General features: G+C 64.3%; 23 protein-coding genes. 11 read left to right on the top strand and 12 right to left on the bottom strand.

The features are described 5' to 3' along the window. Positions 1-27 precede the first annotated feature (27 nt). The 7 genes from P9272_RS11545 (at position 28) to P9272_RS11515 (ending at position 7,284) form a co-directional block, all read left to right on the top strand. A complete protein-coding gene (locus P9272_RS11545) occupies positions 28-885 on the top strand; it encodes a class I SAM-dependent methyltransferase (RefSeq protein WP_278160637.1) in 858 nt (285 codons plus the stop codon). Positions 886-1,087: 202 nt separating this feature from the next. Continuing rightward, positions 1,088-2,242, top strand: a complete 1,155-nt coding sequence (locus P9272_RS11540; RefSeq protein WP_128257011.1) for an ABC transporter substrate-binding protein — start codon at positions 1,088-1,090, stop codon at positions 2,240-2,242. Between the two features lie 149 nt (positions 2,243-2,391). After that, complete coding sequence (locus P9272_RS11535; protein ID WP_278160636.1) at positions 2,392-3,390, top strand: ABC transporter ATP-binding protein; 999 nt, start codon at positions 2,392-2,394, stop codon at positions 3,388-3,390. Between the two features lie 127 nt (positions 3,391-3,517). Further along, the gene (locus P9272_RS11530; RefSeq protein WP_278160767.1) at positions 3,518-4,423 is read left to right on the top strand and encodes an ABC transporter permease; all 906 of its coding nucleotides are present in this window, start codon (positions 3,518-3,520) and stop codon (positions 4,421-4,423) included. Next, entirely contained in the window at positions 4,413-5,228 is an 816-nt protein-coding gene (locus P9272_RS11525) for an ABC transporter permease (protein WP_278160635.1), read from the top strand. The genes P9272_RS11530 and P9272_RS11525 overlap by 11 nt, the downstream gene beginning before the upstream one ends. 103 nt (positions 5,229-5,331) lie before the next feature. Next, a complete protein-coding gene (locus P9272_RS11520) occupies positions 5,332-6,759 on the top strand; it encodes a gamma-aminobutyraldehyde dehydrogenase (RefSeq protein WP_128257007.1) in 1,428 nt (475 codons plus the stop codon). Positions 6,760-6,798: 39 nt separating this feature from the next. Continuing rightward, positions 6,799-7,284, top strand: coding sequence for an ester cyclase (locus P9272_RS11515; RefSeq protein ID WP_278160634.1), 486 nt, complete (start codon positions 6,799-6,801; stop codon positions 7,282-7,284). Positions 7,285-7,407: 123 nt separating this feature from the next. Here P9272_RS11515 and P9272_RS11510 read toward each other — a convergent pair whose 3' ends face one another. From P9272_RS11510 to P9272_RS11465, 10 genes are all read right to left on the bottom strand, one after another. Continuing rightward, positions 7,408-7,722, bottom strand: coding sequence for a hypothetical protein (locus P9272_RS11510; protein WP_278160633.1), 315 nt, complete (start codon positions 7,720-7,722; stop codon positions 7,408-7,410). Positions 7,723-7,729: 7 nt separating this feature from the next. Then, positions 7,730-8,092, bottom strand: a complete 363-nt coding sequence (locus P9272_RS11505) for a nuclear transport factor 2 family protein (RefSeq protein ID WP_128257004.1) — start codon at positions 8,090-8,092, stop codon at positions 7,730-7,732. A 64-nt stretch (positions 8,093-8,156) separates the two neighbouring features. Further along, positions 8,157-8,630 (bottom strand): carboxymuconolactone decarboxylase family protein, encoded by a 474-nt coding sequence (locus P9272_RS11500; protein WP_278160632.1) that lies wholly within the window; start codon positions 8,628-8,630, stop codon positions 8,157-8,159. A gap of 109 nt (positions 8,631-8,739) precedes the next feature. Beyond that, complete coding sequence (locus P9272_RS11495; protein WP_278160631.1) at positions 8,740-10,293, bottom strand: alpha/beta fold hydrolase; 1,554 nt, start codon at positions 10,291-10,293, stop codon at positions 8,740-8,742. A gap of 113 nt (positions 10,294-10,406) precedes the next feature. Continuing rightward, positions 10,407-10,718, bottom strand: coding sequence for a formate dehydrogenase subunit delta (locus P9272_RS11490; RefSeq protein ID WP_128257001.1), 312 nt, complete (start codon positions 10,716-10,718; stop codon positions 10,407-10,409). After that, positions 10,708-11,538, bottom strand: a complete 831-nt coding sequence (gene fdhD, locus P9272_RS11485; protein ID WP_278160630.1) for a formate dehydrogenase accessory sulfurtransferase FdhD — start codon at positions 11,536-11,538, stop codon at positions 10,708-10,710. Before fdhD ends, P9272_RS11490 begins: the two co-directional genes overlap by 11 nt. A 2-nt stretch (positions 11,539-11,540) precedes the next feature. Then, positions 11,541-14,453, bottom strand: a complete 2,913-nt coding sequence (gene fdhF, locus P9272_RS11480) for a formate dehydrogenase subunit alpha (RefSeq protein WP_278160629.1) — start codon at positions 14,451-14,453, stop codon at positions 11,541-11,543. Between the two features lie 10 nt (positions 14,454-14,463). After that, positions 14,464-16,020 (bottom strand): NADH-quinone oxidoreductase subunit NuoF, encoded by a 1,557-nt coding sequence (locus P9272_RS11475; RefSeq protein ID WP_278160628.1) that lies wholly within the window; start codon positions 16,018-16,020, stop codon positions 14,464-14,466. Then, the gene (locus tag P9272_RS11470; RefSeq protein WP_128256997.1) at positions 16,017-16,496 is read right to left on the bottom strand and encodes a formate dehydrogenase subunit gamma; all 480 of its coding nucleotides are present in this window, start codon (positions 16,494-16,496) and stop codon (positions 16,017-16,019) included. The genes P9272_RS11475 and P9272_RS11470 overlap by 4 nt, the downstream gene beginning before the upstream one ends. A gap of 193 nt (positions 16,497-16,689) precedes the next feature. Continuing rightward, complete coding sequence (locus tag P9272_RS11465) at positions 16,690-17,589, bottom strand: LysR family transcriptional regulator (protein WP_128256996.1); 900 nt, start codon at positions 17,587-17,589, stop codon at positions 16,690-16,692. 159 nt (positions 17,590-17,748) lie between these two features. Here P9272_RS11465 and P9272_RS11460 point away from each other — a divergent pair, with 159 nt between their 5' ends. Together P9272_RS11460 and P9272_RS11455 are read left to right on the top strand one after the other, a co-directional pair. Beyond that, the gene (locus P9272_RS11460; RefSeq protein ID WP_128256995.1) at positions 17,749-18,390 is read left to right on the top strand and encodes a DUF47 domain-containing protein; all 642 of its coding nucleotides are present in this window, start codon (positions 17,749-17,751) and stop codon (positions 18,388-18,390) included. A 3-nt stretch (positions 18,391-18,393) separates the two neighbouring features. Then, the gene (locus P9272_RS11455) at positions 18,394-19,398 is read left to right on the top strand and encodes an inorganic phosphate transporter (protein WP_128256994.1); all 1,005 of its coding nucleotides are present in this window, start codon (positions 18,394-18,396) and stop codon (positions 19,396-19,398) included. Positions 19,399-19,425: 27 nt separating this feature from the next. Here the strand turns inward: P9272_RS11455 and P9272_RS11450 are convergent, their stop codons facing one another. Further along, positions 19,426-19,803 carry a VOC family protein gene (locus P9272_RS11450; protein ID WP_278160627.1) on the bottom strand — a complete coding sequence of 126 codons (378 nt, stop codon included), beginning with the start codon at positions 19,801-19,803 and terminating at the stop codon, positions 19,426-19,428. Positions 19,804-20,054: 251 nt separating this feature from the next. On the opposite strand from P9272_RS11450, the gene P9272_RS11445 reads away from it, so the two are divergent. After that, positions 20,055-21,224, top strand: coding sequence for an Mrp/NBP35 family ATP-binding protein (locus P9272_RS11445; RefSeq protein ID WP_278160626.1), 1,170 nt, complete (start codon positions 20,055-20,057; stop codon positions 21,222-21,224). A gap of 15 nt (positions 21,225-21,239) precedes the next feature. On the opposite strand, the gene P9272_RS11440 is transcribed toward P9272_RS11445, so the two are convergent. Then, complete coding sequence (locus tag P9272_RS11440) at positions 21,240-21,689, bottom strand: carbon monoxide dehydrogenase subunit G (RefSeq protein WP_112128119.1); 450 nt, start codon at positions 21,687-21,689, stop codon at positions 21,240-21,242. Between the two features lie 150 nt (positions 21,690-21,839). Here P9272_RS11440 and P9272_RS11435 point away from each other — a divergent pair, with 150 nt between their 5' ends. Further along, on the top strand, positions 21,840-23,645 hold the full coding sequence (locus P9272_RS11435) for an IlvD/Edd family dehydratase (RefSeq protein ID WP_278160625.1): 1,806 nt from the start codon (positions 21,840-21,842) through the stop codon (positions 23,643-23,645). Positions 23,646-23,687: the final 42 nt, after the last annotated feature.

Below are 23,687 nucleotides of genomic sequence, written 5' to 3'. Positions count from 1 at the left end.
TGAGGGCAACTGAGAGCGAGGTCCGCTATGCCGCAATCCGTGCAGCCGAACACACAGCAAGCCGCTCTCTGGAACGACGCCAGCGGAAAGGCCTGGGTCGAGATGCAGCCCATCCTTGACGGCGTGCTGGCGCCGTTGGCGAGCCTGGTGGTGGATGCCGGTGATCCCGGCAAAGGGGGCGACGTCCTGGACATCGGCTGCGGCGCCGGCGCCACGACCCTGGCGATGGCGCGCCGCGTCGGCAATGGCGGCCGATGTGTCGGACTCGACATCTCGCGGCCGCTGGTCGCCCGGGCAACGGAGCGCGCGCGGGTGGAAGCGGTGGCGAACGCAAGTTTCGAGGTCGGCGACGCCCAGGCATATGCGTTCAAATCCGGGCGCTTCGATGCTGTTGTCTCGCGCTTCGGCGTCATGTTCTTCGACGATCCCGGGGCGGCGTTCGCCAACATAAGGGGAGCCGCAAGGCGCGGCGGCAAACTCGCCTTTGTCGCTTGGCGCGGTCCGCGTGAGAATGATTTCATGACGACCGCAGCGCGAGCGGCCGCGCCCTTCCTGCCGCAGGCACCCGTGCCAGACCCAGATGCGCCGGGACAGTTTGCCTTTGCCGACGGCGCCAGGGTAAGGCGGATTCTTGAAGGCGAGCGGTTGGTCGTCAGTCAAAGTCGAACAGGCGGACGTGCCGTGTCAGATCGCCGAGGATCATCTGATGACATATGCCACCCGGCTGGGGCCGGTCGGCGCTGCGTTGCGCGAGGTAGACCAGGCGACGGCCGAAAAGATCACCGCGGCCTTGCCTGCTGCATTCAAGCCTTTCGTGGCGGACGGAAAGGCTCGTTTCATTGCCGCCTGCTGGCTGGTCACCGCGCTGGGCTGAAGGTGGTCTGATATCGGAAAAATCGATATCGGCTTTCTGATAAATGAATTTGCGAAACCGGATTTTTCACAGCAGTTTTCGTCCAGGGAACGAAGCCGCGCCCTGAGAGCGCTGCCGTCGGAGCATGAAGCTCCGACCCTTTGTGGTTTGCGCATGATCATTTCCGAAAACCGAACTGGTTTTCGGGGTCATGCGCCAAAATGGGAGATGATGATGAATGCATTCCTGAAGTCGTGCACGGCGCTCACTGTCGCGCTGACTTTTTCCGGTCAGGCCATGGCCCAGGTCAAGGAACTCGGCAAGGGCGAGGGACAGGTCAACATCGTTGCCTGGCCGGGCTATATCGAGCGCGGCGAGACTGACAAGAATTACGACTGGGTGACGGCTTTCGAGAAGGAAAGCGGCTGCAAGGTCAACGTCAAGACCGCCAACACCTCGGACGAGATGGTGTCGCTGATGAACGAGGGCGGTTTCGATCTGGTCACCGCTTCAGGCGATGCTTCGCTGCGCCTCGTCGCCGGCAAGCGCGTGCAGCCGATCGACACCGATCTGATCCCGAGCTGGAAGACCGTCGACGACCGGCTGAAGGATGCGCCCTGGTTCACCGTCGACAAGGTGCATTACGGCGTTCCCTACCAGTGGGGCCCGAACATCCTGATGTACAACACCGAGGTCTTCAAGGAAGCGCCCAAGAGCTGGAACGTCGTCTTCGAGGAAATGAAGCTGCCTGACGGCAAGTCGAACAAGGGCCGCGTCCAGGCCTATGACGGCCCGATCCACATCGCCGACGCTGCCAACTATTTGATGTTCCATAAGCCGGAACTCGGCATCAAGGACCCCTATGAGCTGAACGAGGACCAGTACAAGGCGGCGCTCGCTCTCCTTCGCACCCAGCGCACGCTGGTCGGCCGCTACTGGCATGATGCCGCGATCCAGGTCGACGATTTCCAGAACGAAGGCGTGGTCGCTTCAGGCTCCTGGCCGTATCAGGTCAACACACTGATCGCCGCCAAGAAGCCGGTTGCCTCGACTGTGCCGGAAGAAGGCGTCACCGGTTGGGCCGACACCACCATGATGGAGGCCGACGCCGCCCATCCGAACTGCGCTTATATGTGGCTCGAGCATTCCTTGTCGCCGAAGGTCCAGGGCGACGTCTCCGCCTGGTTCGGCTCGTTGCCGGTCGTGCCCGCTGCCTGCAAGGGCAATGAGCTGCTCGGCGACGAAGGCTGCAAGACCAACGGCTACGACAATTTCGACAAGATCAAGTTCTGGAAGACGCCGGTGTCGAAATGCGCCAGCCAGAACGACCAGTGCGTGCCCTACTACCGCTGGGTGTCGGACTATATCGGCGTCATCGGAGGGCGGTGATTCCGCTTACCCTCCCTTGGGGGGAGGGTCGATGCGTAGCGTCGGGTGGGGTTCCCCACCCGCGACTTTGCCGCGGCCTCCCAGAAAAGGAGGCAGCGCGTCGCGCGAACTCGTCCTCGGTTGACCCCGCAACTGAACTGACAGGGCCCATGACCTCTGCCGTTTCCTTCAAACAAGTCTCGCGCCATTTCGGCAGCGTGCGTGCCGTCGACGCGGTGGATCTGGAGATCGCGCCGGGCGAGTTCTTTGCCATGCTTGGGCCGTCCGGTTCCGGCAAGACGACGTGCCTGCGGCTGATCGCCGGTTTCGAGCAGCCGACGGCGGGCTCCATCTCCATCTTCGGCGAGCGCGCCGAAGGCGTTCCGCCCTATCGCCGCAACGTCAACACCGTCTTCCAGGACTATGCGCTGTTCCCGCATCTGAACGTGCTCGAGAACGTCGCCTACGGCCTGATGGTCAAGGGCGTCGGCAAGGCCGAGCGCCTGAAGGCTGCTGAGGAAGCGCTTTCCCTCGTTAGACTGCCGGGCTATGGCGCGCGCCGTCCCGGTCAGCTCTCCGGGGGCCAGCGCCAGCGCGTCGCGCTCGCCCGCGCGCTGGTCAACCAGCCCAAGGTGCTTCTGCTCGACGAGCCGCTCGGCGCGCTCGACCTCAAGCTGCGCGAGAACATGCAGGAGGAATTGAAGTCGCTGCAGAAGGTGCTCGGCATCACTTTCGTCTTCGTCACCCACGACCAGGGCGAGGCGCTTTCCATGGCCGATCGCGTCGCCGTGTTCAACGACGGCAGGATCATGCAGGTCGGCACGCCGGAAGATATCTACCAGCGGCCGAACACGCGCTTCGTCGCCGATTTCGTCGGCTCGTCCAACGTGCTGCCGCCGGATTTCGTCCAACGCTATTCCGGCCAGCATCGCTGGGGCAGCCTGCGCCCGGAGTCGATCCGCGTTTCAAGCGCGACCAGCGGCGACGGCGTCGCCGCGCGCCTGGTCGGCACCAATTATCTCGGCGCCACCACGAGGCTGGCGCTCGATGCCGAAGGGCTGCGGCTGCACGCGGTGGTGCCGGCGGGAACGGCGCTGCCGGCGGAAGGCGAGGCGGTGATGCTCACCTTCAACCGCGAAAGCCTGCATCTGATGGACGAGCCGGCATGACGAAGGTTTGCGCGAGGGCGAAGGATCGCGGCCTCTCCCATAATCCCGTTCAACACGCGGTGGCGCCATGACCATCGCCGCTGTTCAATCCCACCCCACTCCCGCCATCCTGCCAGGCAGCGGCGGCATGCGCGGCGCGCTCTCCGACCTCTTCTGGCGCCGTCCGAAATTTTTGCTCACACTGATGCTCGCCCCGCCGCTTCTGTGGCTGGGCATCGTCTATATCGGCTCGCTCTTCGCGCTGCTTCTGCAGAGCTTCTTCTCGATCGATGAGTTCTCCGGCCTCATCAACCGCGAGTTCACGCTGAAGACCTATGGCGATCTGCTGCAGGCCGCCAATCTCGACATCATTCTGCGCACGGTGACGATGGCGGCGCTCGTTACGTTAGCTTCGGCGATCATCGCCTTCCCCATCGCCTATTACGCGGCGCGCTATGCGCGCGGGCGCTGGAAGGCGCTGTTCTATCTTGGCGTCATGCTGCCGCTGTGGTCGAGCTACCTGGTCAAGATCTATGCCTGGAAGCTGATCCTCGCCAAGGAAGGCATCCTCACCTGGCTGCTGGCGAAGCTGAACCTGCTCTGGCTGCTCGACGCCTGGCTGTCGCTGCCGATCGTCGGCGGCAACTCGCTCTCGGTGTCCTTTACCGGCACCTTCATCGTCTTCGTCTATGTCTGGCTGCCCTTCATGATCCTGCCGGTGCAGGCCGCACTCGAACGCGTCCCAGGCAATCTGGTCGAGGCTTCGTCCGATCTCGGCGCCTCGCCCGGACAGACCTTCCGCAACGTACTGTTCCCGCTGGCGCTGCCAGGTATCGTCGCCGGCTCGATCTTCACCTTTTCGCTGACGCTTGGCGACTACATCATCCCGCAAATCATCGGCACCTCGCGCCTGTTTATCGGCCAGGCCGTCTATTCACAGCAGGGCACCGCCGGCAACATCCCCTTGGCCGCCGCTTTCACCGTGGTGCCCATCGTCATCATGGGCTTCTATCTCTGGGGCGCCAAGCACATGGGGGCTTTCGATGCGCTCTGACCGTGGTCAACGTGCTCCGCTCGGCCTCAAGGTCGCCGCCGCCTGCGGGCTGCTCTTCCTCCACCTGCCGATCCTTTTGATCTTTGTTTACGCCTTCACGACAGAGGAGAAGAGCTTCGTCTGGCCGCCCCCTGGGCTCACCACCCAATGGTTCGCCGTCACATGGAACCGTCCGGACGTCTGGGACGCGCTGTCGCTGTCGGTGCGCGTCGCCGCCATCTCGACGGCGATCGCGCTGGTGCTCGGTACGCTCTGCGCCGCCGCCGTGTCGCAGACGCGCTTCTTCGGCCGCGAGGCCATCTCGCTCTTGGTTATCCTGCCGATCGCGCTGCCCGGCATCATCACCGGCATCGCGCTGCGCTCGGCCTTTTCGCTGGCCGATATTCCCTTCTCGTTCTGGACGATCGTGCTCGGCCACGCGACCTTCTGCGTGGTCGTCGTCTACAACAACGCCGTCGCCCGCTTCCGCCGCACCTCGGGCTCGATGATCGAAGCTTCGATGGACCTCGGCGCCGACGGTTTCCAGACCTTCCGCCATGTCGTGCTGCCGAACATCGCCACGGCGCTGCTCGCGGGCGGCATGCTCGCCTTCGCGCTGTCCTTCGACGAGGTCATCGTCACCACCTTCACCGCCGGCCAGCAGCAGACGGTGCCGATCTGGATGCTGGAGGAGCTGATCCGTCCGCGCCAGCGCCCGGTCACCAATGTCGTGGCCATGGTCGTCGTGCTGATGACGCTGCTGCCGATCCTCTTTGCCTATTACCTGACCCGCGACGGCGACCAGATCGCGGGAAGTGGAAAATGAAAACAGCGAGTAGCGAATAGCGAGTAGCGAATAGGGTTCCGCTGTCGATCTCCCTATTCGCTATTCGCTACTCCCTATTCGCTCCTAATCAGGGAGAAACCCTATGGATACCCAGATGCTGATCGGCTCGAAATTCGAGAAGGGCACCGAAACCGAGGAGCCGATCCTCAATCCAAAGACTGGCGCTACGATCCTGAACTTGCCTGAGGCGGGTCCGGCGCAGATCGAGGCGGCCGTCGGTGCCGCCGAACGAGCCTTCGTCGGCTGGTCGCGCACTACGCCGGCGCAGCGTTCAGCCTATCTGCTCAAGATCGCCGATCGCATCGAGGCCGAGGCGAAGGAGTTCGCGGCACTTGAGGCGCTGAACTGCGGCAAGCCGATCAATGCCGTGCTCAATGACGAGATTCCGGCGATCATCGACTGCTACCGCTTCTTTGCCGGCGCGGTGCGCTCGATGCCCGGCCAGGTGGCCGGCGAATATATTGCCGGCCACACCTCGATGGTGCGGCGCGACCCTGTCGGCATCGTCGCCTCGATCGCGCCCTGGAACTATCCAATGATGATGATGGCCTGGAAGCTGGCGCCGGCGATCGGCGGCGGCAACACGGTCGTCTTCAAGCCGTCCGAGCAGACGCCGCTGACTTCGCTGAAGCTGGCGAAGATCCTCGCCGAGATCCTGCCCGAGGGCGTCGTCAATGTCGTGCTCGGCCGCGGCGACAGCGTCGGCAACACGCTCATCAACCATCCGAAGGTCAACATGATCTCGATCACCGGCGATGTCGCCACCGGCAAGAAAGTGCTGCAGGCGGCCGCCAAGTCGGTCAAGCGCACGCATCTGGAACTCGGCGGCAAGGCGCCGGTCATCGTCTTCGACGACGCCGATTTGGGCGCGGTCGTCAAGGGGTTGCGCGCCTTCGGCTATTACAATGCCGGCCAGGACTGCACCGCCGCCTGCCGCATCTATGCCGGCAAGAAGATCTACGACAGGCTGGTCGCCGATCTCTCTTCCGCCGTCTCGACCATCAAATACAACCAGCCGGACGACACCGAGAACGAGATCGGCCCCCTGATCTCGCGCCGCCAGCGCGACCGCGTCTCGAGCTTCGTCGAACGCGCATCGGAGCTGAATCACATCGAGATCACCACCGGCGGCAAGCCGGGCGAGGGCTCGGGCTTCTATTACCAGCCGACGGTCGTGGCCGGGGCGCTGCAGGAAGACGAGATCGTGCGCCGCGAGGTGTTCGGCCCGGTCGTCTCCATCACCCGCTTCGCGGACGTCGACGAGGCGGTGAGTTGGGCGAACGACAGCGACTACGGCCTTGCTTCGTCGGTGTGGACCAAGGACGTCTCGCGCGCCATGGCGACCGCCGCTCGCCTGCAATATGGCTGCACCTGGATCAACACCCACTTCATGCTGACCAACGAGATGCCGCATGGCGGCCTCAAACAGTCCGGCTATGGCAAGGACATGTCGCTCTACGCGCTGGAAGACTACACCGCCGTCCGCCACGTGATGGTCGCGCACGGCTAAAACAGGAAGGCAAGCATGCAACCAGGGAGGAACGCAACAATGCACCGCCGGGAGTTTCTGGCATCAGCAGCTATCGCCGCCACGCTTGTCGCCGTGGCTCCAGCCTTCGCGGCCGATACTGCGCAATCGGTGGTCGAAGCGTATGTCGCGGCCTGGAACGGCCATGATTCGACGAAAGCAGCCGGCTACTTCGCCGACGACGTCACCTATTACGACGCTTCCGTTGGCAAGCCCGTAAAGGGCAGAGACGCGGCCAAGACCGGTGTCATCGACAATTTCCTGAAGGCCGTTCCCGACGCGGTCTGGACGATGAAGGGCAAGCCACTCGTCGATGGCGACCGCGTCTCCTTCGAATGGGAGTTCTCCGGTACCAATACCGGCGCCTGGGGCGACGGCACCGCGGCGACCGGCAAGAAATTCTCCTTCACCGGCGCCTCGATGTTCTCCATCAAGGACGGCAAGATCGCGACCCAGAGCGACTATTACGACGCGCTTGGCTTCTACAAGCAGCTGGGATTGATGTAGCGTCGTCGGTCTTACCTTCTCCCCGTTTCAAGGGGAGAAGGTGGCCGAAGGGCCGATAAGGCGCGGCGCGGACCCCACCTGTCTGACGACATCTTCGCCCCGTGGATGGGGTGTAGCTGGCCGCTACTCCACGATCCGGAAGATCGTCCATTGGCTGGTGCCCGAGACGACATAGGGCTCCATCTCCTTGCCCCATTTGGCGTGCGCGTCGATCTTGCCGATCTTGGTGAAGAACTCCTCGAGCTGGGCAAGCGTTTCTACCTGGTGATGCGTTTCGATCGTCGCCTCGCGCGCGCCGATTGATCCCGTCATGATCTGGAATTTCAGTTCGGCAATACCAACCTGCGCACCGATCTCGCGCTCCCATTTCCTCATCAGGTCGATCACGGTCTGCTTGTGACCGAACTTGGCGTCGATCTGCCACCTCGCGCTGAACATGGCCGCCTCACTCGTCCCAGGCCTGCACCACGGTCTGCCTCGCGATGCGGCCGTTCTTGAGCTCCAGCACCGCCGCGGCGAACACCTTGGTACCGTCAGGATAGCTGCACGCCTGGGTGAAGGCGAGGCTGTCGCCGTTGGCGATCGTGGTGTCGACCTTGTGGGTCATCGCCCGGCTGCAGATGTCGTCCCAGAAGGTGCTGATCGCCGCGCGGCCTCGGATTTCACGCGGCTTGCTCGGCGGGTTGTTGCGGTCGATCACCCGCACCACCGCATCATCATTGTAGAAGCTCGACAAGAGCTTGCCGTCACGGCCTTCGATCGCCTTCTTGATCGCCGTGCCGTCCACGGTTTGTGTCTTGGTCAGCATTTCGTCCTCCATATTGTTGACAGGGAAGGGCTGCCCGACGTTCATCGCCGGGCAGGAATTTCGTCTACTGGGACTTGGCCTTGACGGCCGCGAACAGGTCGTCGGTCTGCTTCTTGAAGGTGGCGAGGTCGACCTGGCTGCCGTTGAGCATCGTCGACCAATGGCGCACGATCGCCGCCATCGCGATGGCTTCCTTGATCTCCTCGTCGCTCGCGCCATTCGCCTTGGCCGCCAGCGTGTGGAAATAGATGCAGTACTGGCAGGGGATCTGCGAAGCGACCGCGAGGCCCATCAACTCCTTGGTCTTGCCGTTGAGGGCGGTGTTCGGGTTTAGCTGCACGCCCTTGATCTCGGCCCAGGCGCCGGCCACCGCGACATCCGGCAGCGTCTTGAACATGTCGGGCACCGTGCCGAGCGTGGCCTGAATGTCCTTGTAGGCGGCGGTCGCCGAAGCGTCTTCGGCCCGCGCCGGGGTAATGGCCAGCAATGCGCCTGCGGCAAATGCCAGCAATCCGATCTTGCGACTGAGTTTCACCATTTCATCCTCCATTCCGCAGCGCCCTTCCGGCGACATCGCCCGGCCTGCATGGGGAGAATTCCTATCGCTTACGGCAGCCCCGGCGCTTCCCCCGAAAGCGCCATGGCCCCTATGGCCCATCTGGGCCAGCATGCCTCGCCGAAAAAGCCGCCGCCGCTGCCCGCGACGGCAGGTCGAGCTTCAGCAAGATGTTGGCGACGTGCCGTTTGACCGTGTGCTCGCTGAGCTCGAGTTCGGCGGCGATCGCGGCATTGCTCTTGCCATCGGCGATCAAGTTCACAACCTCGTTTTCGCGCGCGGTCAGCGCCGCGGGCTCGGCGGGCTTTGCTCTGGGCCGGCAGGCCGGTTCCAGATGCTGCTCCGACGTCGCCAGAACCACCGGCAGGGGCTCATCCAACTCGTCGAGACTGAGACGGCCGGTGTCGGCGAAACGCAGGCCGGAGCCCACCGCGAGGTCGGCGACCAGTTTCGAGGCCAGGATGTCGCCGCGCCCGGCATGCGCGGCGAGCTGCATCGTCACCCGCGCCGTCAGCCCGACTGGCTGGCCGCGCGTTTCGATCTCGCCGACATGCGCGCCTTGCGCGCTTGCCACGCCGATCTGCCGCGCCGCCTCGCGCAGCGCCGCGGCGCAGCGAACGGCGCGCGCCGGCCCATCGAAGCGCGCCATCATCAATTCGCCATGCGTGCCTGCCGTGCGGCCGCCATGGCGGACGACCAGAAGCCGCCAGGTTTCCTGGAAACGCTGGCTGCGCTCGCTCCACATGCGGTCGCCGAGCTTCGCCGTATCGTAGATACGTGTCACCAGCAGCGCCGCCAGCACGCGCTCGGTGTCAGCCACGGCGGGCTCGCCGGTCAGGCATTCCTCGATCAGGTCGGCCACGCGGTCGACATCGCCGGTCCAGATCGGATGATCGCGCCCGGCTATCTCGACCAGCCGGGCATGCGGGATCTTCTTCGCGAGGAACCGGCTGGCCCCGGGATTGACGCGGGCATCGTTGCGGCGATGGATAAGCAATGTCGGCGCGCTGATCATAGGCAGGATGCCGCGCACGTCTATGCCGGCATTCATGCGGGCAAGCGCCGCCGCGGCCGTCGGGCTGGCTGAAAGCCGCTCGAACCGCGCCCACCATTGCGCAAAATGCGTGTCATCCACCCGGCCCGGCGCGAAATTGGGCAAGGTCGCGCCAGTGCCCCACGACGTCTCCGCCGTCTCAATGAAGGTCTCCAGCCGCTCCGGCGGCATCACCCATTTGTGGAAATGCGCATAGCCGCCGTAAAGCACCAGCGCCCGCGTCCGCTCCGGATAGCTGGCGGCGAACAGCATCGCCATCGGCGCGCCTTCCGAGGCGCCGAGGATCGCCGCCCGGCCGCTGCCGGCGGCGTCCATCACCGCGCGCACGTCGTCCATGCGCGTCTCGAGGCTGGGCAGGTGGTGGGTGTCAACGCGATCGGAAAGCCCGGTGCCGCGCTTGTCGAACAGGATCAGCCTCGAGAAGGCGGAGAGCCGTTTCAGCAGGCGGCTGTAGCCCTCGTCTTCCCAATGCAGGTCGAGATTGGAGATGAAGCCCGGTACGAAGACAAGATCGAACGCGCCTTGGCCGACCACCTGATAGGCGATCCGCACCTCTCCGCTACGGGCGTATCTGGTCTCGATCGGCCTCACGCAAACTACCCCGCCGGCCAGACGATTTCCTGTCGCCGACCATAGCAGAGCCGCGCCGATAGCGGCAGCTTAAACTTTAGCGGAAAGGAATATAAGGCCGTCCGGCCGCTACATCATTCCTGCGAAGCGGCGATATCGGCCGGAAAGGCTGTGACCCCAAGCTTCCTGTCGGCCTCCGCAGGGGAGATCGGCCGCTTGATCTTGGCCGAGGCGGCGATCACCAACTCGTCGAAATCCTCAGCGTCGCCGTCGAGCAGCTCGAAGAGCTGCCGCCGCATCCGTGGCTCCCAGAACTTGTTGATGTGCTCTGCAACGCCGGCAATGCCTTCCTCCCGCGGCTTCGAATGGAAGAAGGTGGCGATCTGGTTTGCCATGCGCACCAGCTTTTCCGCGGTGCTGGCGATGTGGTCTTCGTCATGCGACATGCTTGGCAACTCCGGAAGCCACCCGTCCCGGGTGGGTGAAAATATCGAAATCGTCCCCGCGCACCAGCGCCACAAGCGTCATGCCGGCGGCGTCCGCCGTGCGGATGGCCAGCGCCGTCGGCGCCGAAACCGCCATGATGATGGAGGCGCCGATCGCGGCCGTCTTCTGCACCATCTCGACCGAGATGCGCGAGGTCACCACGACCGCACCGCTCGCGCCATCGATGCCGGCCTTGGCCAGCGCGCCGGCGAGCTTGTCGAGCGCATTGTGCCGCCCGATATCCTCGCGCGCCATCACGATGCCCTTGCCGGGAACATAGAACCCTGCGGCATGCACCGCGCCGGTCTCGGTGTGCAACGGCTGCTGCTTCGATAGAAGGTGGACGGCGCTCGTTATATCTTCCGCTTGAAGCGTAAGTCGTGACGCACCAACAGCGTCGACCGAGCGCATCGCCTCCTCGATGGATTCGATGCCACACAAGCCGCAGCCGACCGGCCCGGCCAGCCGGCGCCGCCGCGCCTGGAAGCGCGTGTTTGCCTGGTCCTTCAGCCGGATCTGGATATCGATGCCGACGCCGAGATCCTCGACCTCGATCGCGTCGATCTCTTTCGGGTCGGCGATGATGCCCTCTGTCAGCGAGAAGCCGAGCGCGAAATCCTCGAAGTCGGCGGGGCTCGCCATCATCACCGCATGCGTGGTGCCGGCAAAAGAGAACGCCACCGGCGTCTCTTCCGGCACCATGCGGCTCGCGGCCGCGGTGCCGCCGGCGCGATGCGCCAACCGCGAGATTTGCGTCGTGGCTTTGCGCCGCCCGGTCAAGACTACTCCGCCGCCGCCAGCGGGGCGATACGACGGCTCTGCCGAGCCTGCTCGTTATAGTCCTTCTGCCAGTCGGTCGGGCCGTTGGACGGCGCCACCTGGACGGCGGTGACCTTGTATTCCGGACAGTTCGTCGCCCAATCCGAGAAGTCGGTGGTGATCACGTTGGCCTGCGTGTCCGGATGGTGGAAGGTCGTGTAGACGACACCGGGCGAGACGCGGTCGGTGATCAGCGCGCGCAGCGTGGTTTCGCCGGAGCGGCTCGCCAGCCGCACCCAGTCGCCCTCGCGCACGCCGCGAACCTCGGCGTCATGCGGATGGATCTCCAGCCGATCCTCGGCATGCCACGCGACGTTTTCGGTGCGCCTGGTCTGAGCGCCGACATTGTACTGCGAGAGGATGCGGCCGGTGGTGAGCAGCAGCGGATAGCGCGGGCCGGTGCGTTCGTCCGTCGCCACATACTCGGTGCGGATGAACTTGCCCTTGCCGCGCACGAAGCCGTCGACATGCATGATCGGCGTGCCGAGCGGGGCCTTCTCGTTGCAGGGCCACTGCACCGAGCCGACGCGCTCGAGCAGTTCGAACGATACGCCGGCGAAGCTCGGCGTCGTCTTGGCGATCTCGTCCATGATCTGCGAGGGATGCGTATAGTTCCAGTCGAGCCCGATGGCGCGGGCGAGCTCCTGTGTCGCCTCCCAGTCGGCGTAGCGCGCCTTCGGTTCCAGCACCTTGCGCACCATGTTGATGCGGCGCTCGGCATTGGTGAAGGTGCCGTCCTTCTCCAGGAAAGTCGAGCCCGGCAGGAAGACATGCGCGTAGTTCGCCGTCTCGTTGAGGAAGAGGTCGTGCACGACCACGCATTCCATTGCTGCGAGGCCGCCGGCGACATGCTTGGTGTCGGGATCGGACTGCAGGATATCTTCGCCCTGGATGTAGATGCCCTTGAACGAACCGTCTACCGCGGCGTCCAGCATGTTTGGGATGCGCAGGCCCGGTTCCTCGTCCAGCTTCACGCCCCACAGGCTCTCATAGATGTCGCGCACGGCATCGCCGGAGATATGGCGGTAGCCCGGCAGCTCATGCGGGAAGGAACCCATGTCGCAGGATCCCTGCACATTGTTCTGGCCGCGCAACGGGTTCACGCCGACGCCGGGACGACCGATATTCCCGGTGGCCATCGCGAGATTGGCGATCGCCATCACCGTGGTCGAACCCTGGCTGTGCTCGGTGACGCCAAGGCCGTAATAGATCGCGCCATTACCGCCCTTGGCGTAGAGCCGCGCGGCGCCCCGGATGACTTCCGGGTCGACGCCGGACAGCTTGCCGACCGTCTCCGGGCTGTTTTCCGGCAGGGCGACGAAGGACGCCCAATCCTGGAACTCGGTCCAGTCGCAACGCTCGCGGATGAAGGCTTCGTCGAACAGGCCTTCGGTGACGATGACATGCGCCAGCGCCGTCAGCACCGCGACGTTGGTGCCGGGCTTCAAGGGCAGGTGATAGTCCGCCTCTATATGCGCCGATTTCACCATCTCGGTGCGGCGCGGATCGATCACGATCAGCTTGGCGCCCTGGCGCAGCCGCTTCTTCAGCCGCGAGGCGAAGACCGGATGGGCGGAAGCCGGATTGGCGCCGATGATAACGGCGACATCGGTGTATTCGACCGAATCGAAATCCTGCGTGCCGGCCGAGGTGCCGTAGGTCTGGCCGAGCCCGTAGCCGGTCGGCGAATGGCAAACGCGCGCGCAGGTGTCGACATTGTTGTTGCGGAAGCCCTGCCGCACCAGTTTCTGGACGAGGTAGGTCTCCTCGTTGGTGCAGCGCGAGGAGGTGATGCCGCCGATCGCGGTGCGTCCATACTGATACTGGATGCGGCGGAATTCCTTCGCCGTGTGGGCGATCGCCTCTTCCCAGCTCACTTCGCGCCAGGGATCGGTGATCTTCTCGCGGATCATCGGCGACAGGATGCGGTCCTTGTGCGTGGCGTAGCCATAGGCAAACCGGCCTTTCACGCAGGAATGGCCGTGGTTCGCCTTGCCGTCCTTGTAGGGCATCATGCGGATGACCTCGTCATCCTTCACTTCGGCCTTGAACGAGCAGCCGACGCCGCAATAGGCGCAGGTGGTGACGGCCGAGCGCTCCGGCATGCCTTTTTCCAGCACCGTCTTCTCGCGCAGCGCGTCGGTCGGGCAGGCCTGCACGCAAGCGCCGCAGGACACGCATTCCGAAGCGATGAAATCCTCATGCATGCCGGCGACCATGCGTGACTCGAAGCCGCGGCCCTCGATGGTCAGCGCGAAGGTGCCCTGCACCTCTTCGCAGGCGCGCACGCAGCGCGAGCAGACGATGCACTGCGCCGGGTCATAGGTGAAATAGGGGTTGGATTCGTCACGGGCGATATAGTCGACCGCCAGCGAGCCATGGCCGGGCGCGACGCCGCCTTCTTCCTTGACGTGGTTGCGGCCCTCGACGCCGTAACGGTTTTCGGTCAGGCCGACCGATTTCGCCACCGCGTCGAACTCGCTGGCGCCGGTTCCCGCCTTTTCGTTCCAGCCGCTCGGATGGTCGGAGACATAAAGCTCCATGACGCCGCGACGGATGGCGTCAAGCCGGTCGGACTGCGTGCGCACCACCATGCCTTCTCCGACCGGCGTCGTGCAGGAGGCCGGCGTGCCGCCGCGCCCTTCGATTTCAACCAGGCAGACGCGGCAGGAGCCGAAGGAGTCCAGCATGTCGGTGGCGCAAAGCTTCGGGATCTCGACCCCGCCTTCCATCGCCGCGCGCATGATCGAGGTGCCTTCCGGCACGGTGATGCTTTGCCCGTCGACCGTCAGGGTGACCTGCTTCGTCGCTTTCGACTCCGGCGTTCCGTAGTCGATCTCCTGGATGAGTGTCGGGAAGTCGGCCTTGATGTTCATCTGCCAGCTCCTATTCAGCCGCCACGCGCGCCGGCGCGGGCTTGAAATCCTCGGGGAAATGCGTGATCGAGCTCATCACCGGGTAGGGCGTGAAGCCGCCCAGCGCGCAGAGCGATCCGAATTTCATCGTGTTGCAGAGGTCGGTGACCAGAGCGAGGTTCTTCTCCGCCTCGATGCCAGCGGCGACCTTGTCCAGAACCTCCACGCCGCGCGTCGAACCGATGCGGCAGGGCGTGCACTTGCCGCAGCTTTCGATGGCGCAGAATTCCATGGCGAAGCGCGCCTGCTTCAGCATGTCGGCCGTGTCGTCGAACACGGTGATGCCGGCATGGCCGATGAGTCCGTCGCGCTTGGCGAATTCCTCATAGTCGAAGGGCGTGTCGAACAGCGCGCGAGGGAAATAGGCGCCGAGCGGCCCGCCGACCTGCACCGCCTTCACCGGACGCCCGGAAGCCGTGCCGCCGCCGATGTCGTCGACGATTTCGCCCAGTGTCAGGCCGAAGGCGGTCTCGAACAGCCCGCCATGCTTGACGTTACCCGCGATCTGGATCGGGATCGTGCCGCGCGAGCGGCCCATGCCGAAATCCTTGTAGTAGGTGGCGCCCTTGTCCATGATGATCGGCACCGAGGCCAGGCTGATCACATTGTTGATCACCGTCGGCTTGCCGAACAACCCTTGAATGGCCGGCAGCGGCGGCTTGGCGCGCACCACGCCGCGCTTGCCCTCGAGGCTGTTGAGCAGCGAGGTTTCCTCGCCGCAGACATAGGCGCCGGCACCGACGCGGATTTCCATGTCGAAGGCGTTGGGCGAGCCCAGCACGTTGAGGCCCAGCACGCCGGCCTTGCGGGCGATCGCGACGGCCTTGTTCATCGTCGCCACCGCATGCGGATATTCCGAGCGGATATAGACGAAACCCTTGGTGGCGCCGGTGGCAATGCCGGCGATCGCCATGCCTTCGATCAGCACGAAGGGGTCGCCTTCCATGATCATGCGGTCGGCAAAAGTGGCGCTGTCGCCCTCGTCGGCGTTGCAGACGATGTATTTCTGGTCGCTCGCGGTATCCAGCACCGTCTTCCACTTGATGCCAGTCGGGAAGCCTGCGCCGCCGCGGCCGCGCAGGCCGGACTCGGTGACCTGCTTGACGACATCGGCCGGCGCCATGGCGACGGCGTTCTGCAGGCCGCTCAGGCCGCCGAGCGACTTGTAGGCATCGAGCGAAAGCGGGTCGTTGATGCCGCAGCGCGCGAAGGTCAGCCGCGTCTGCTTGGCGAGGAAGGGGATCTTGTCGGGTGTGCCCAGCCAGCGCTTGTGGTGGCCGCCGGTGAGGAAGCCGCTGTCGAACAGGCTCTTGACGTCGGACGGCTTCACCGGCCCGTAGGCGATGCGCCCCTTGTCGGTCGCCACTTCGACCATTGGCTCAAGGAAATAGGCGCCGCGCGAACCGTTGCGCACGATCTTGGCCTCAACGCCACGCTCCTTGAGCTCTTTCTCGATCGCCTTGGCGACCTTCTCGGCACCGAGCGCCAGCGCGCCGGAGTCTGCCGGGATATAGATGCGCGGGATCATGAACGCACCTCCGCGACGATCTCTTCGATCTTCTCGTCATCGAGCCGGCCGATGACTTCGCCGTTGAGCATCGCCGAAGGCGAGCAGGCGCAAAGCCCGAGGCAATAGACCGGCTCCAGTGTAACCGATCCGTCGCGCGTGGTCTCGTGGAAATCGATGCCGAGCAACTGCTTGACCTTGGCGGCGACCGCATCCGAGCCCATCGATTGGCAGGCTTCGGCCTGGCAGAGCTTCAGCACGTGCCGTCCGGCCGGCTTGGCGCGGAAATCGTGATAGAAGCTGACCACGCCATGCACCTCGGCCCGCGAGAGGTTCAGCCCATCGGCAATCACCGGCAGTGCATCCTTCGGAACGTATCCGAACTCGTCCTGTATGCTGTGCAGGATCGGCAACAGCGGGCCCTCGATGCCCTTCATCTCGTCAATGATCGCAGCCGTGCGCGACGCGATCTCGGTACTTGCGGCCTGCATGGTCACGCAGCGCCCTCCCTGGTCGTGGCGGCCAATGTATGTCACCTCCGAATATAGAGCGGTTTCGGGGCAACGACATCCATAGGGCGCAATATCGCTAAGTCCTTACGAAATCAGAGGAAACCTCCGAAATCAATAAAGCGCTCCCGTCGATCGATAGAAATTCTCTATCGAAAAGCGGTGGCTCGCATTCTCTAGCCTAGCGATGACGACGGAAATCGTCTGCGAGCGCCATCGCCTCGTCCAGCAGCGCCTGCACCAGCGGCGTGTGCGGCTCGCGCGGCGCTGCCACCAGACCGACCGTGTGGCTGGCGTCCGGCTCGACGATCGGAATGGCCCGGATCGGTTCGGAAAAGCCGAATGTTTCCGCTAGGTTGAGCGGCATGATCGACGACCATTTGCCGGTACGGATATGCGAGAACAGCACGATCATCGAGTTGGATTCCAACGTGGGCCGCACCTGCACGCCGGCTTCCGCCAGATGCTGGTCGATGATGCGGCGGTTCTGCATATCCGGGGTGAGAAGACAAAGCGGCAACTGGCTGATTTCGGCCCATGTCACTTTGTCGCGATCGGAATAGGGGTTCCCGATCGCCGTGATCAACTGGTAGCGCTCGTCATAGAGGGGCACGCTGGTGACGCGACCGAGCGGCTCGTTATCGAGATAGGTGATGCCGGCATCGACGTCGAAATTGCCGAGCAGCGACAGCACCTCGATCGAGGTCCGCGACAGGACGGAGAAGGTGACGCCCGGATGCTTTTCGCGAAACGGCGTCGTCAGCCGTGCCACCATGGCCAGCGCCGTCGGAACGGCGGCGATTCGGATACGACCGGCAAGGCCGTGGCGCGCCGCCCGCATCTCCTCGCGCATCGTCCTTGTGTCGCCGACGATGCGGCGCGCCCAGCCCAACACCTGCTTGCCTTCCGGTGTCAGCCCTTGGAAGCGGGAGCCGCGCAGCACCAGCATGACGCCGAGCTGCTCCTCGAGCTGCTTGATGCCGGCCGACAGCGTCGGCTGAGTGACGCCGCACACCTCCGCCGCCCGGCCGAAATGCTCTTCCTTGGCCAGCGCGAGGAAGAACTCCAGTTTGTCGATCATGTAATACCGATCCACCACGGTTTTGCTCAGGGTCGGGGAAATCGCCTTGCCGCGCAAGACGCACGCGCAATCGGACATCGTCCACATTTTTGAGCCGGCTATCAGTTTTCCCGCGCCGCACATGGCGCTATGTGGGTAGGGCGGATTGAGGAGGACGAGATGCTGGGCTGGTTTCGCAAGCTGTTGCCGCGCGAGGATCGCTTCTTCGAACTGTTCGAACGCCATTCACGCACCGTGGTCGGGGGCGCCGAAGCCCTTCAGCATCTTCTCAACGGCGAGGACATCGACCGCTGGTGCCAGACAATCGTCGATCTCGAAAACGAGGCCGACGGCATCACTGCCGAGGTCCTGCTTGCGGTCAGACGCTCCTTCATCACCCCTTTCGATCGCGGCGACATCAAGGACCTGATCCAGTCGATGGATGACGCCATCGACATGATGCACAAGACCGTCAAGACGGTGAAACTGTTCGAGGTGAAAGAGTTCGACCCGCTGATGCGGGATATGGGTGGCGTCATCGTCCAGGCTGCCCGGCTGGTCGCGGAGGCGATCCCGCTGCTCGGCAAGGTTGGCGCCAACGCAGCGCGCCTCAACGCGATCGCCGAGGAGGTCATGCGCGTCGAAGGCCGCGCCGACGACCTGCACGAGCAGGGCCTCAAGGATCTGTTCAGGCATCACGGCCGCAGTGACCCGATGGCTTACCTGATCGGCTCGGAAATCTATAGCCAGCTGGAAAAGGTGGTCGACCGCTTCGAGGACGTCGCCAACGAGATCAGCGGCATCGTGATCGAGAACGTCTAGGCGATGGACGCCACGATCGCTCTTCCGCTGCTGATCGGCCTCGTCGCCGTGGCCCTGTTCTTCGATTTCCTCAACGGACTGCACGACGCCGCCAATTCGATCGCGACGATCGTCTCCACCCGGGTGCTCAGGCCGCATTACGCGGTGTTCTGGGCGGCTTTCTTCAATTTCATCGCCTTCCTGTTCTTCGGCCTGCATGTTGCCGAGACGGTGGGGAAAGGCATTGTCGACGCCAGCATCGTCACGCCGGCGGTGATCTTCTCGGCGCTTGTCGGCGCCATCGTCTGGAACATCGTCACCTGGGTCGCCGGCATTCCGTCGAGCAGTTCGCACGCGCTGATCGGCGGCCTGGTCGGTGCCGGCGTCGCCAAGGCCGGGACCGGCGCCATCGTCTGGTCGGGGCTCGGCAAGACGGTCGCGGCCATCGTGCTCTCGCCGGCGACTGGATTCGTGCTCGCGCTGGTCCTGGTTCTCCTGGTCTCCTGGTTGTTCGTGCGCCAGACGCCGTTCGCGGTCGACAACACGTTTCGCGTGCTGCAGTTCTTCTCCGCTTCGCTCTATTCGCTGGGACATGGCGGCAACGACGCGCAGAAGACCATGGGCATCATCGCCGTGCTGCTCTATTCGCAAGGCATGCTCGGCCAGAGCTTCTACGTGCCGCTGTGGGTGGTCCTAACCTGCCAGTCGGCGCTGGCGCTGGGCACGCTGCTTGGCGGCTGGCGCATCGTGCACACGATGGGATCGAAGATCACGCGGCTGAACCCAATGCAGGGCTTTTGCGCCGAGACCGGCGGCGCCATCACGCTTTTCGCGGCCACTTGGCTCGGTGTTCCGGTCTCGACCACTCACACCATCACCGGCGCCATTATCGGCGTGGGCGCCGCCCGCCGCGTCTCCGCCGTGCGCTGGGGCATCGCCGGCAACATCGTCGTCGCCTGGGTGATCACCTTGCCGGCGACGGCGGCGATTTCGGCGTTGACCTATTTCGTCACACAGTTGGCCGGGTGATCGCCGGCGGTCAACCTCGTAGCGGGGCTATTTGTCCACCAGGTTCAGGATGTTGCCGTCGGGATCCTTGAACCAGGCGACCCTCATGCCGTGACCGACATGGATGTCGCCCTCGAGCGTCAGCCCCGGCATGTCGTAACGCTCGAAAGTGACTCCCTTCGACTTCAACGATTTGACGATCGCGCCGATCTGGTCGCCGACCGCCCACGTCACCGCCGTCGCCTTGTTGGTGCCGGCGAACTGCGAATGGTAGACGTTGATGAGCGTGTCGCCGCTTTTATAGACGATCAGCTCGCCGCCCATGTCGTCAACCTGGCTGAGGCCGAGCGTACCTTCGTAAAACGCCTTGGCCCTTTCCAGGTCCTTCACCGCGATATTGGCAGTGGCGTTGCTGTTTGCGAGCATGAGTGTCTCCTTTCTCTGCAGGCTGCTCCGTTCGGGCCGCCGCGCCGGAAACCGGGAAAATAGGGTTGCGCCGTCTTCCGGCGACTGCAGCTTGCGCAGTCGGATGCATCTGTCTGGAAGACGGAAGGCGCACGCGAAACCCGACAGGGCGTGCAAGTTTTTGAAGGCATGTCGCCGCACATGTCGTTCCGAAGCTTGGTTCTCGCCCGGAACTGCATTATCTGACCCCGCAAACGCCCGGGAAAAAGCTCATGTCCATTACCAAGGAATCCGTCGTCGAGCGCCTGAAGACGGTGAACGGGCCGGACTTCACCGGCAACATCGTCGATCTCGGCATGGTCTCGGAGATATTTATCGCCGATTCCAAGGTCTTCTTCTCGATTACCGTCCCCGCCGCGCGTGCCCAGGAACTGGAACCGCTGCGCGCCGCGGCTGAGCGCGCGGTGAAGGCCATCCCCGGCGTCGCCAGCGCCGTCGTCGCGCTGACGGCTGAGAAGAAGGGCGGCGGCATGGAAGCGGCGGTTCCGGCGCGCCCGGCCGCTTCGCGTCCTGCCGCACCGCAGCCGCAGCGTCCCGCGCCGCACGCGCCCGCGTCGCAAAGCCACGGCAAGCGCGGCGTGCCCGGCATCGGCGCCATCATCGCGGTCGCCTCGGGCAAGGGCGGCGTCGGCAAGTCGACCACCGCTGTCAACCTGGCGCTTGGCCTCGCCGCCAACGGCTTGAAGGTTGGCGTGCTCGACGCCGACATCTATGGGCCGTCGATGCCGAGGCTGCTCAACATCCATGGCCGGCCGCAGACGGTCGACGGCAAGATCCTGAAGCCGATGCAGAATTATGGCCTCAAGGTCATGTCGATGGGCTTCCTCGTTGACGAGGAGACGCCGATGATCTGGCGCGGCCCGATGGTTATGTCGGCGCTGACGCAGATGCTGCGCGAGGTCGATTGGGGTCCGCTCGACGTGCTTGTGGTCGACATGCCGCCCGGCACCGGCGACGCCCAGCTCACCATGGCCCAGCAGGTGCCGCTCGCCGGCGCAGTCATCGTCTCGACGCCGCAGGACCTGGCGCTGATCGACGCCCGCAAGGGCCTCAATATGTTCAAGAAGGTCGACGTGCCGCTGCTCGGCATCGTCGAGAACATGAGCTACTTCCTCGCGCCCGACACCGGCAAGCGCTACGACATTTTCGGCCATGGCGGTGCGCGGCGCGAGGCCGAGCGCCTCGGCGTCACCTTCCTCGGCGAGGTGCCGCTGGAAATGGGAATCCGCGAAAGCTCGGACGCCGGCGCGCCGGTCGTAGCCTCCAAGCCGGAGGGCGCGGAAGCAAAGATCTATCGCGACATCGCCTCGAAGGTCTGGGACCGGGTCCAGGAAGAGCGCGGCGCGGCCGAAGCCGCCGTGCCGAGCATCGTGTTCGAGTAGTCCTCGAGGGCAGGGTCAGGCGCCGACCTTCTCCCCGAACGTCGAGAAGAACTGCCCCGCAAGCTTCTTTGATGTCGACTGGATCAGCCGGCTGCCGAGCTGCGCGATCTTGCCGCCGACCTCGGCCTTGGCGGCGTATTTGAGCACCGTCGCATCCGGCCCATCCTCGGTCAGCGTCACGTCGGCGCCGCCCTTGGCGAAACCGGCAATCCCGCCCTTGCCTTCGCCCTGGATGGTGTAGGAATGCGGCGGCTTGAGGTTCTTCAGCGTCACTTCGCCATTGAAGGTCGCCTTGATCGGCCCGATCTTCAGCACCACGGTCGCCGCCATCTCGGTGTCCGAACTCTTTTCCAGGCTCTGGCAGCCGGGAATCGCCTCTTTCAGGATTTCCGGGTCGTTGAGGGCCTCCCACACCTTTTCGACGGGTGCGGCGATCCGCTCCTCGCCTTCGATCACCAAAGCCATCAAGACCTCCCGGATTGCTGTTGTCGATTGGTCGTAGCGCGCGGCCTGGAACAAGTCTATCGCACCAAAGTCCGGGTCCCGGCAGCGTCTGCCTCTTGCTTGCGCTCGCGCGTTGTCCTATCGATTTGTCATACAAATACGGAGACCACCATGGCAGGCGCCCCCACCACGAAGAAGAAATTTCGCTCGCAGGAGTGGTTCGACAACCCCGACAATCCGGGCATGACCGCGCTCTATCTCGAGCGTTATCTGAACTATGGACTGACCCGCGCCGAGCTGATGTCAGGCAAGCCGCTGATCGGCATCGCGCAGACCGGTTCCGATCTTTCGCCCTGCAACCGACACCACCTCGAGCTTGCCAAGCGCGTGCGCGAAGGCATCGTCTCGATGGGCGGCATCCCCTTCGAGTTCCCGTGCCATCCGATCCAGGAGACCGGCAAGCGCCCCACCGCCGCGCTGGACCGCAACCTCGCCTATCTCAGCCTCGTCGAGGTGCTTTACGGCTATCCGCTCGACGGCGTCGTGCTGACCATCGGCTGCGACAAGACGACGCCCGCGCTGCTGATGGCCGCAGCCACCGTGAACATTCCGGCGATAGCGCTGTCGGTCGGCCCGATGCTTAATGGCTGGCACAAGGGCAAGCGCACGGGCTCCGGCACCATCGTCTGGGAGTCGCGCCAGCGCCTGTCTGCGGGCGAGATCAACTATGACGAGTTCATGGACATCGTCGCCTCCTCGGCGCCGTCGACCGGCTATTGCAACACCATGGGCACTGCCACCACCATGAACTCGCTGGCCGAGGCGCTCGGCATGCAGCTCCCCGGTTCGGCCGCGATCCCGGCGCCCTATCGCGAGCGCGGCCAGATCGCCTACGAGACCGGCAAGCGCATCGTCGACATGGTGCATGAGGACCTGAAGCCCTCGGATATCATGACACGCCAAGCCTTCGAGAACGCCATCGTCGTCAATTCGGCGATCGGCGGCTCTACCAACGCGCCGATCCACCTCAACGCGATCGCCCGCCATCTCGGCGTGCCGCTCGACAATGACGATTGGCAGAAGATCGGCCTCGACGTGCCGCTGCTCGTCAACCTGCAGCCGACCGGCGAGTATCTCGGCGAAGACTACCACCATGCCGGCGGCGTGCCGGCGGTCGTCGCCGAACTGATGAAGGCAGGGCTCCTGCCGCATCCCGATGCGATCACCGCCAACGGCAAGTCGATGGGCGACAATTGCCGTGATGCCATCAACGAGAACCACGAGGTTATCCGCAGCGCCGACGAGCCGCTCAAGGCCAATGCCGGCTTCATCAACCTCAAGGGCAATCTGTTCGATTCCGCCATCATGAAGACGAGCGGCATCTCGCCGGAGTTTCGTGAGCGTTATCTCTCCAATCCGAACGATCCAGAGGCCTTTGAGGGCAACGCCATGGTCTTCGACGGGCCGGAGGACTACCACGCCCGCATCGACGATCCGGCGCAGGGCATCGACGAGCACACGATCCTGTTCATGCGCGGTGCCGGTCCTGTCGGCTATCCTGGCGGCGCCGAGGTGGTCAACATGCAGCCGCCGGCTTACTTGATCAAGAAGGGCATCCATTCGCTGGCCTGCATCGGCGACGGTCGCCAGTCCGGTACGTCCGGCTCGCCATCCATCCTCAACGCCTCGCCGGAAGCTGCGATCGGCGGCGGCCTTGCCCTGCTCAAGACCGGCGACCGCGTCCGTATCGACCTGAAGAAGGGCACGGCCAACATTCTCGTCAGCGACGAGGAGATCGCCAAACGGCGCGCCGCGCTGCAGGCCGATGGCGGCTATCACTATCCCAAGCACCAGACGCCGTGGCAGGAGATCCAGCGCGGCATGGTCGATCAGTTCTCGGCCGGCATGGTGCTGAAGCCGGCGGTGAAATACCAGGACGTCGCCCATACCAGCGGCGTGCCGCGCGACAATCACTGATATCAAATGGGCGGCATGCCGACGGTGGGCCGCCCTTTCTCA

The organism is Mesorhizobium sp. WSM4976 (assembly GCF_029625685.1).
Classification (GTDB): domain Bacteria; phylum Pseudomonadota; class Alphaproteobacteria; order Rhizobiales; family Rhizobiaceae; genus Mesorhizobium.
The sequence above is the reverse complement of the archived record's forward strand: the minus strand, read 5'-3'. Positions and strand labels throughout refer to the sequence as shown.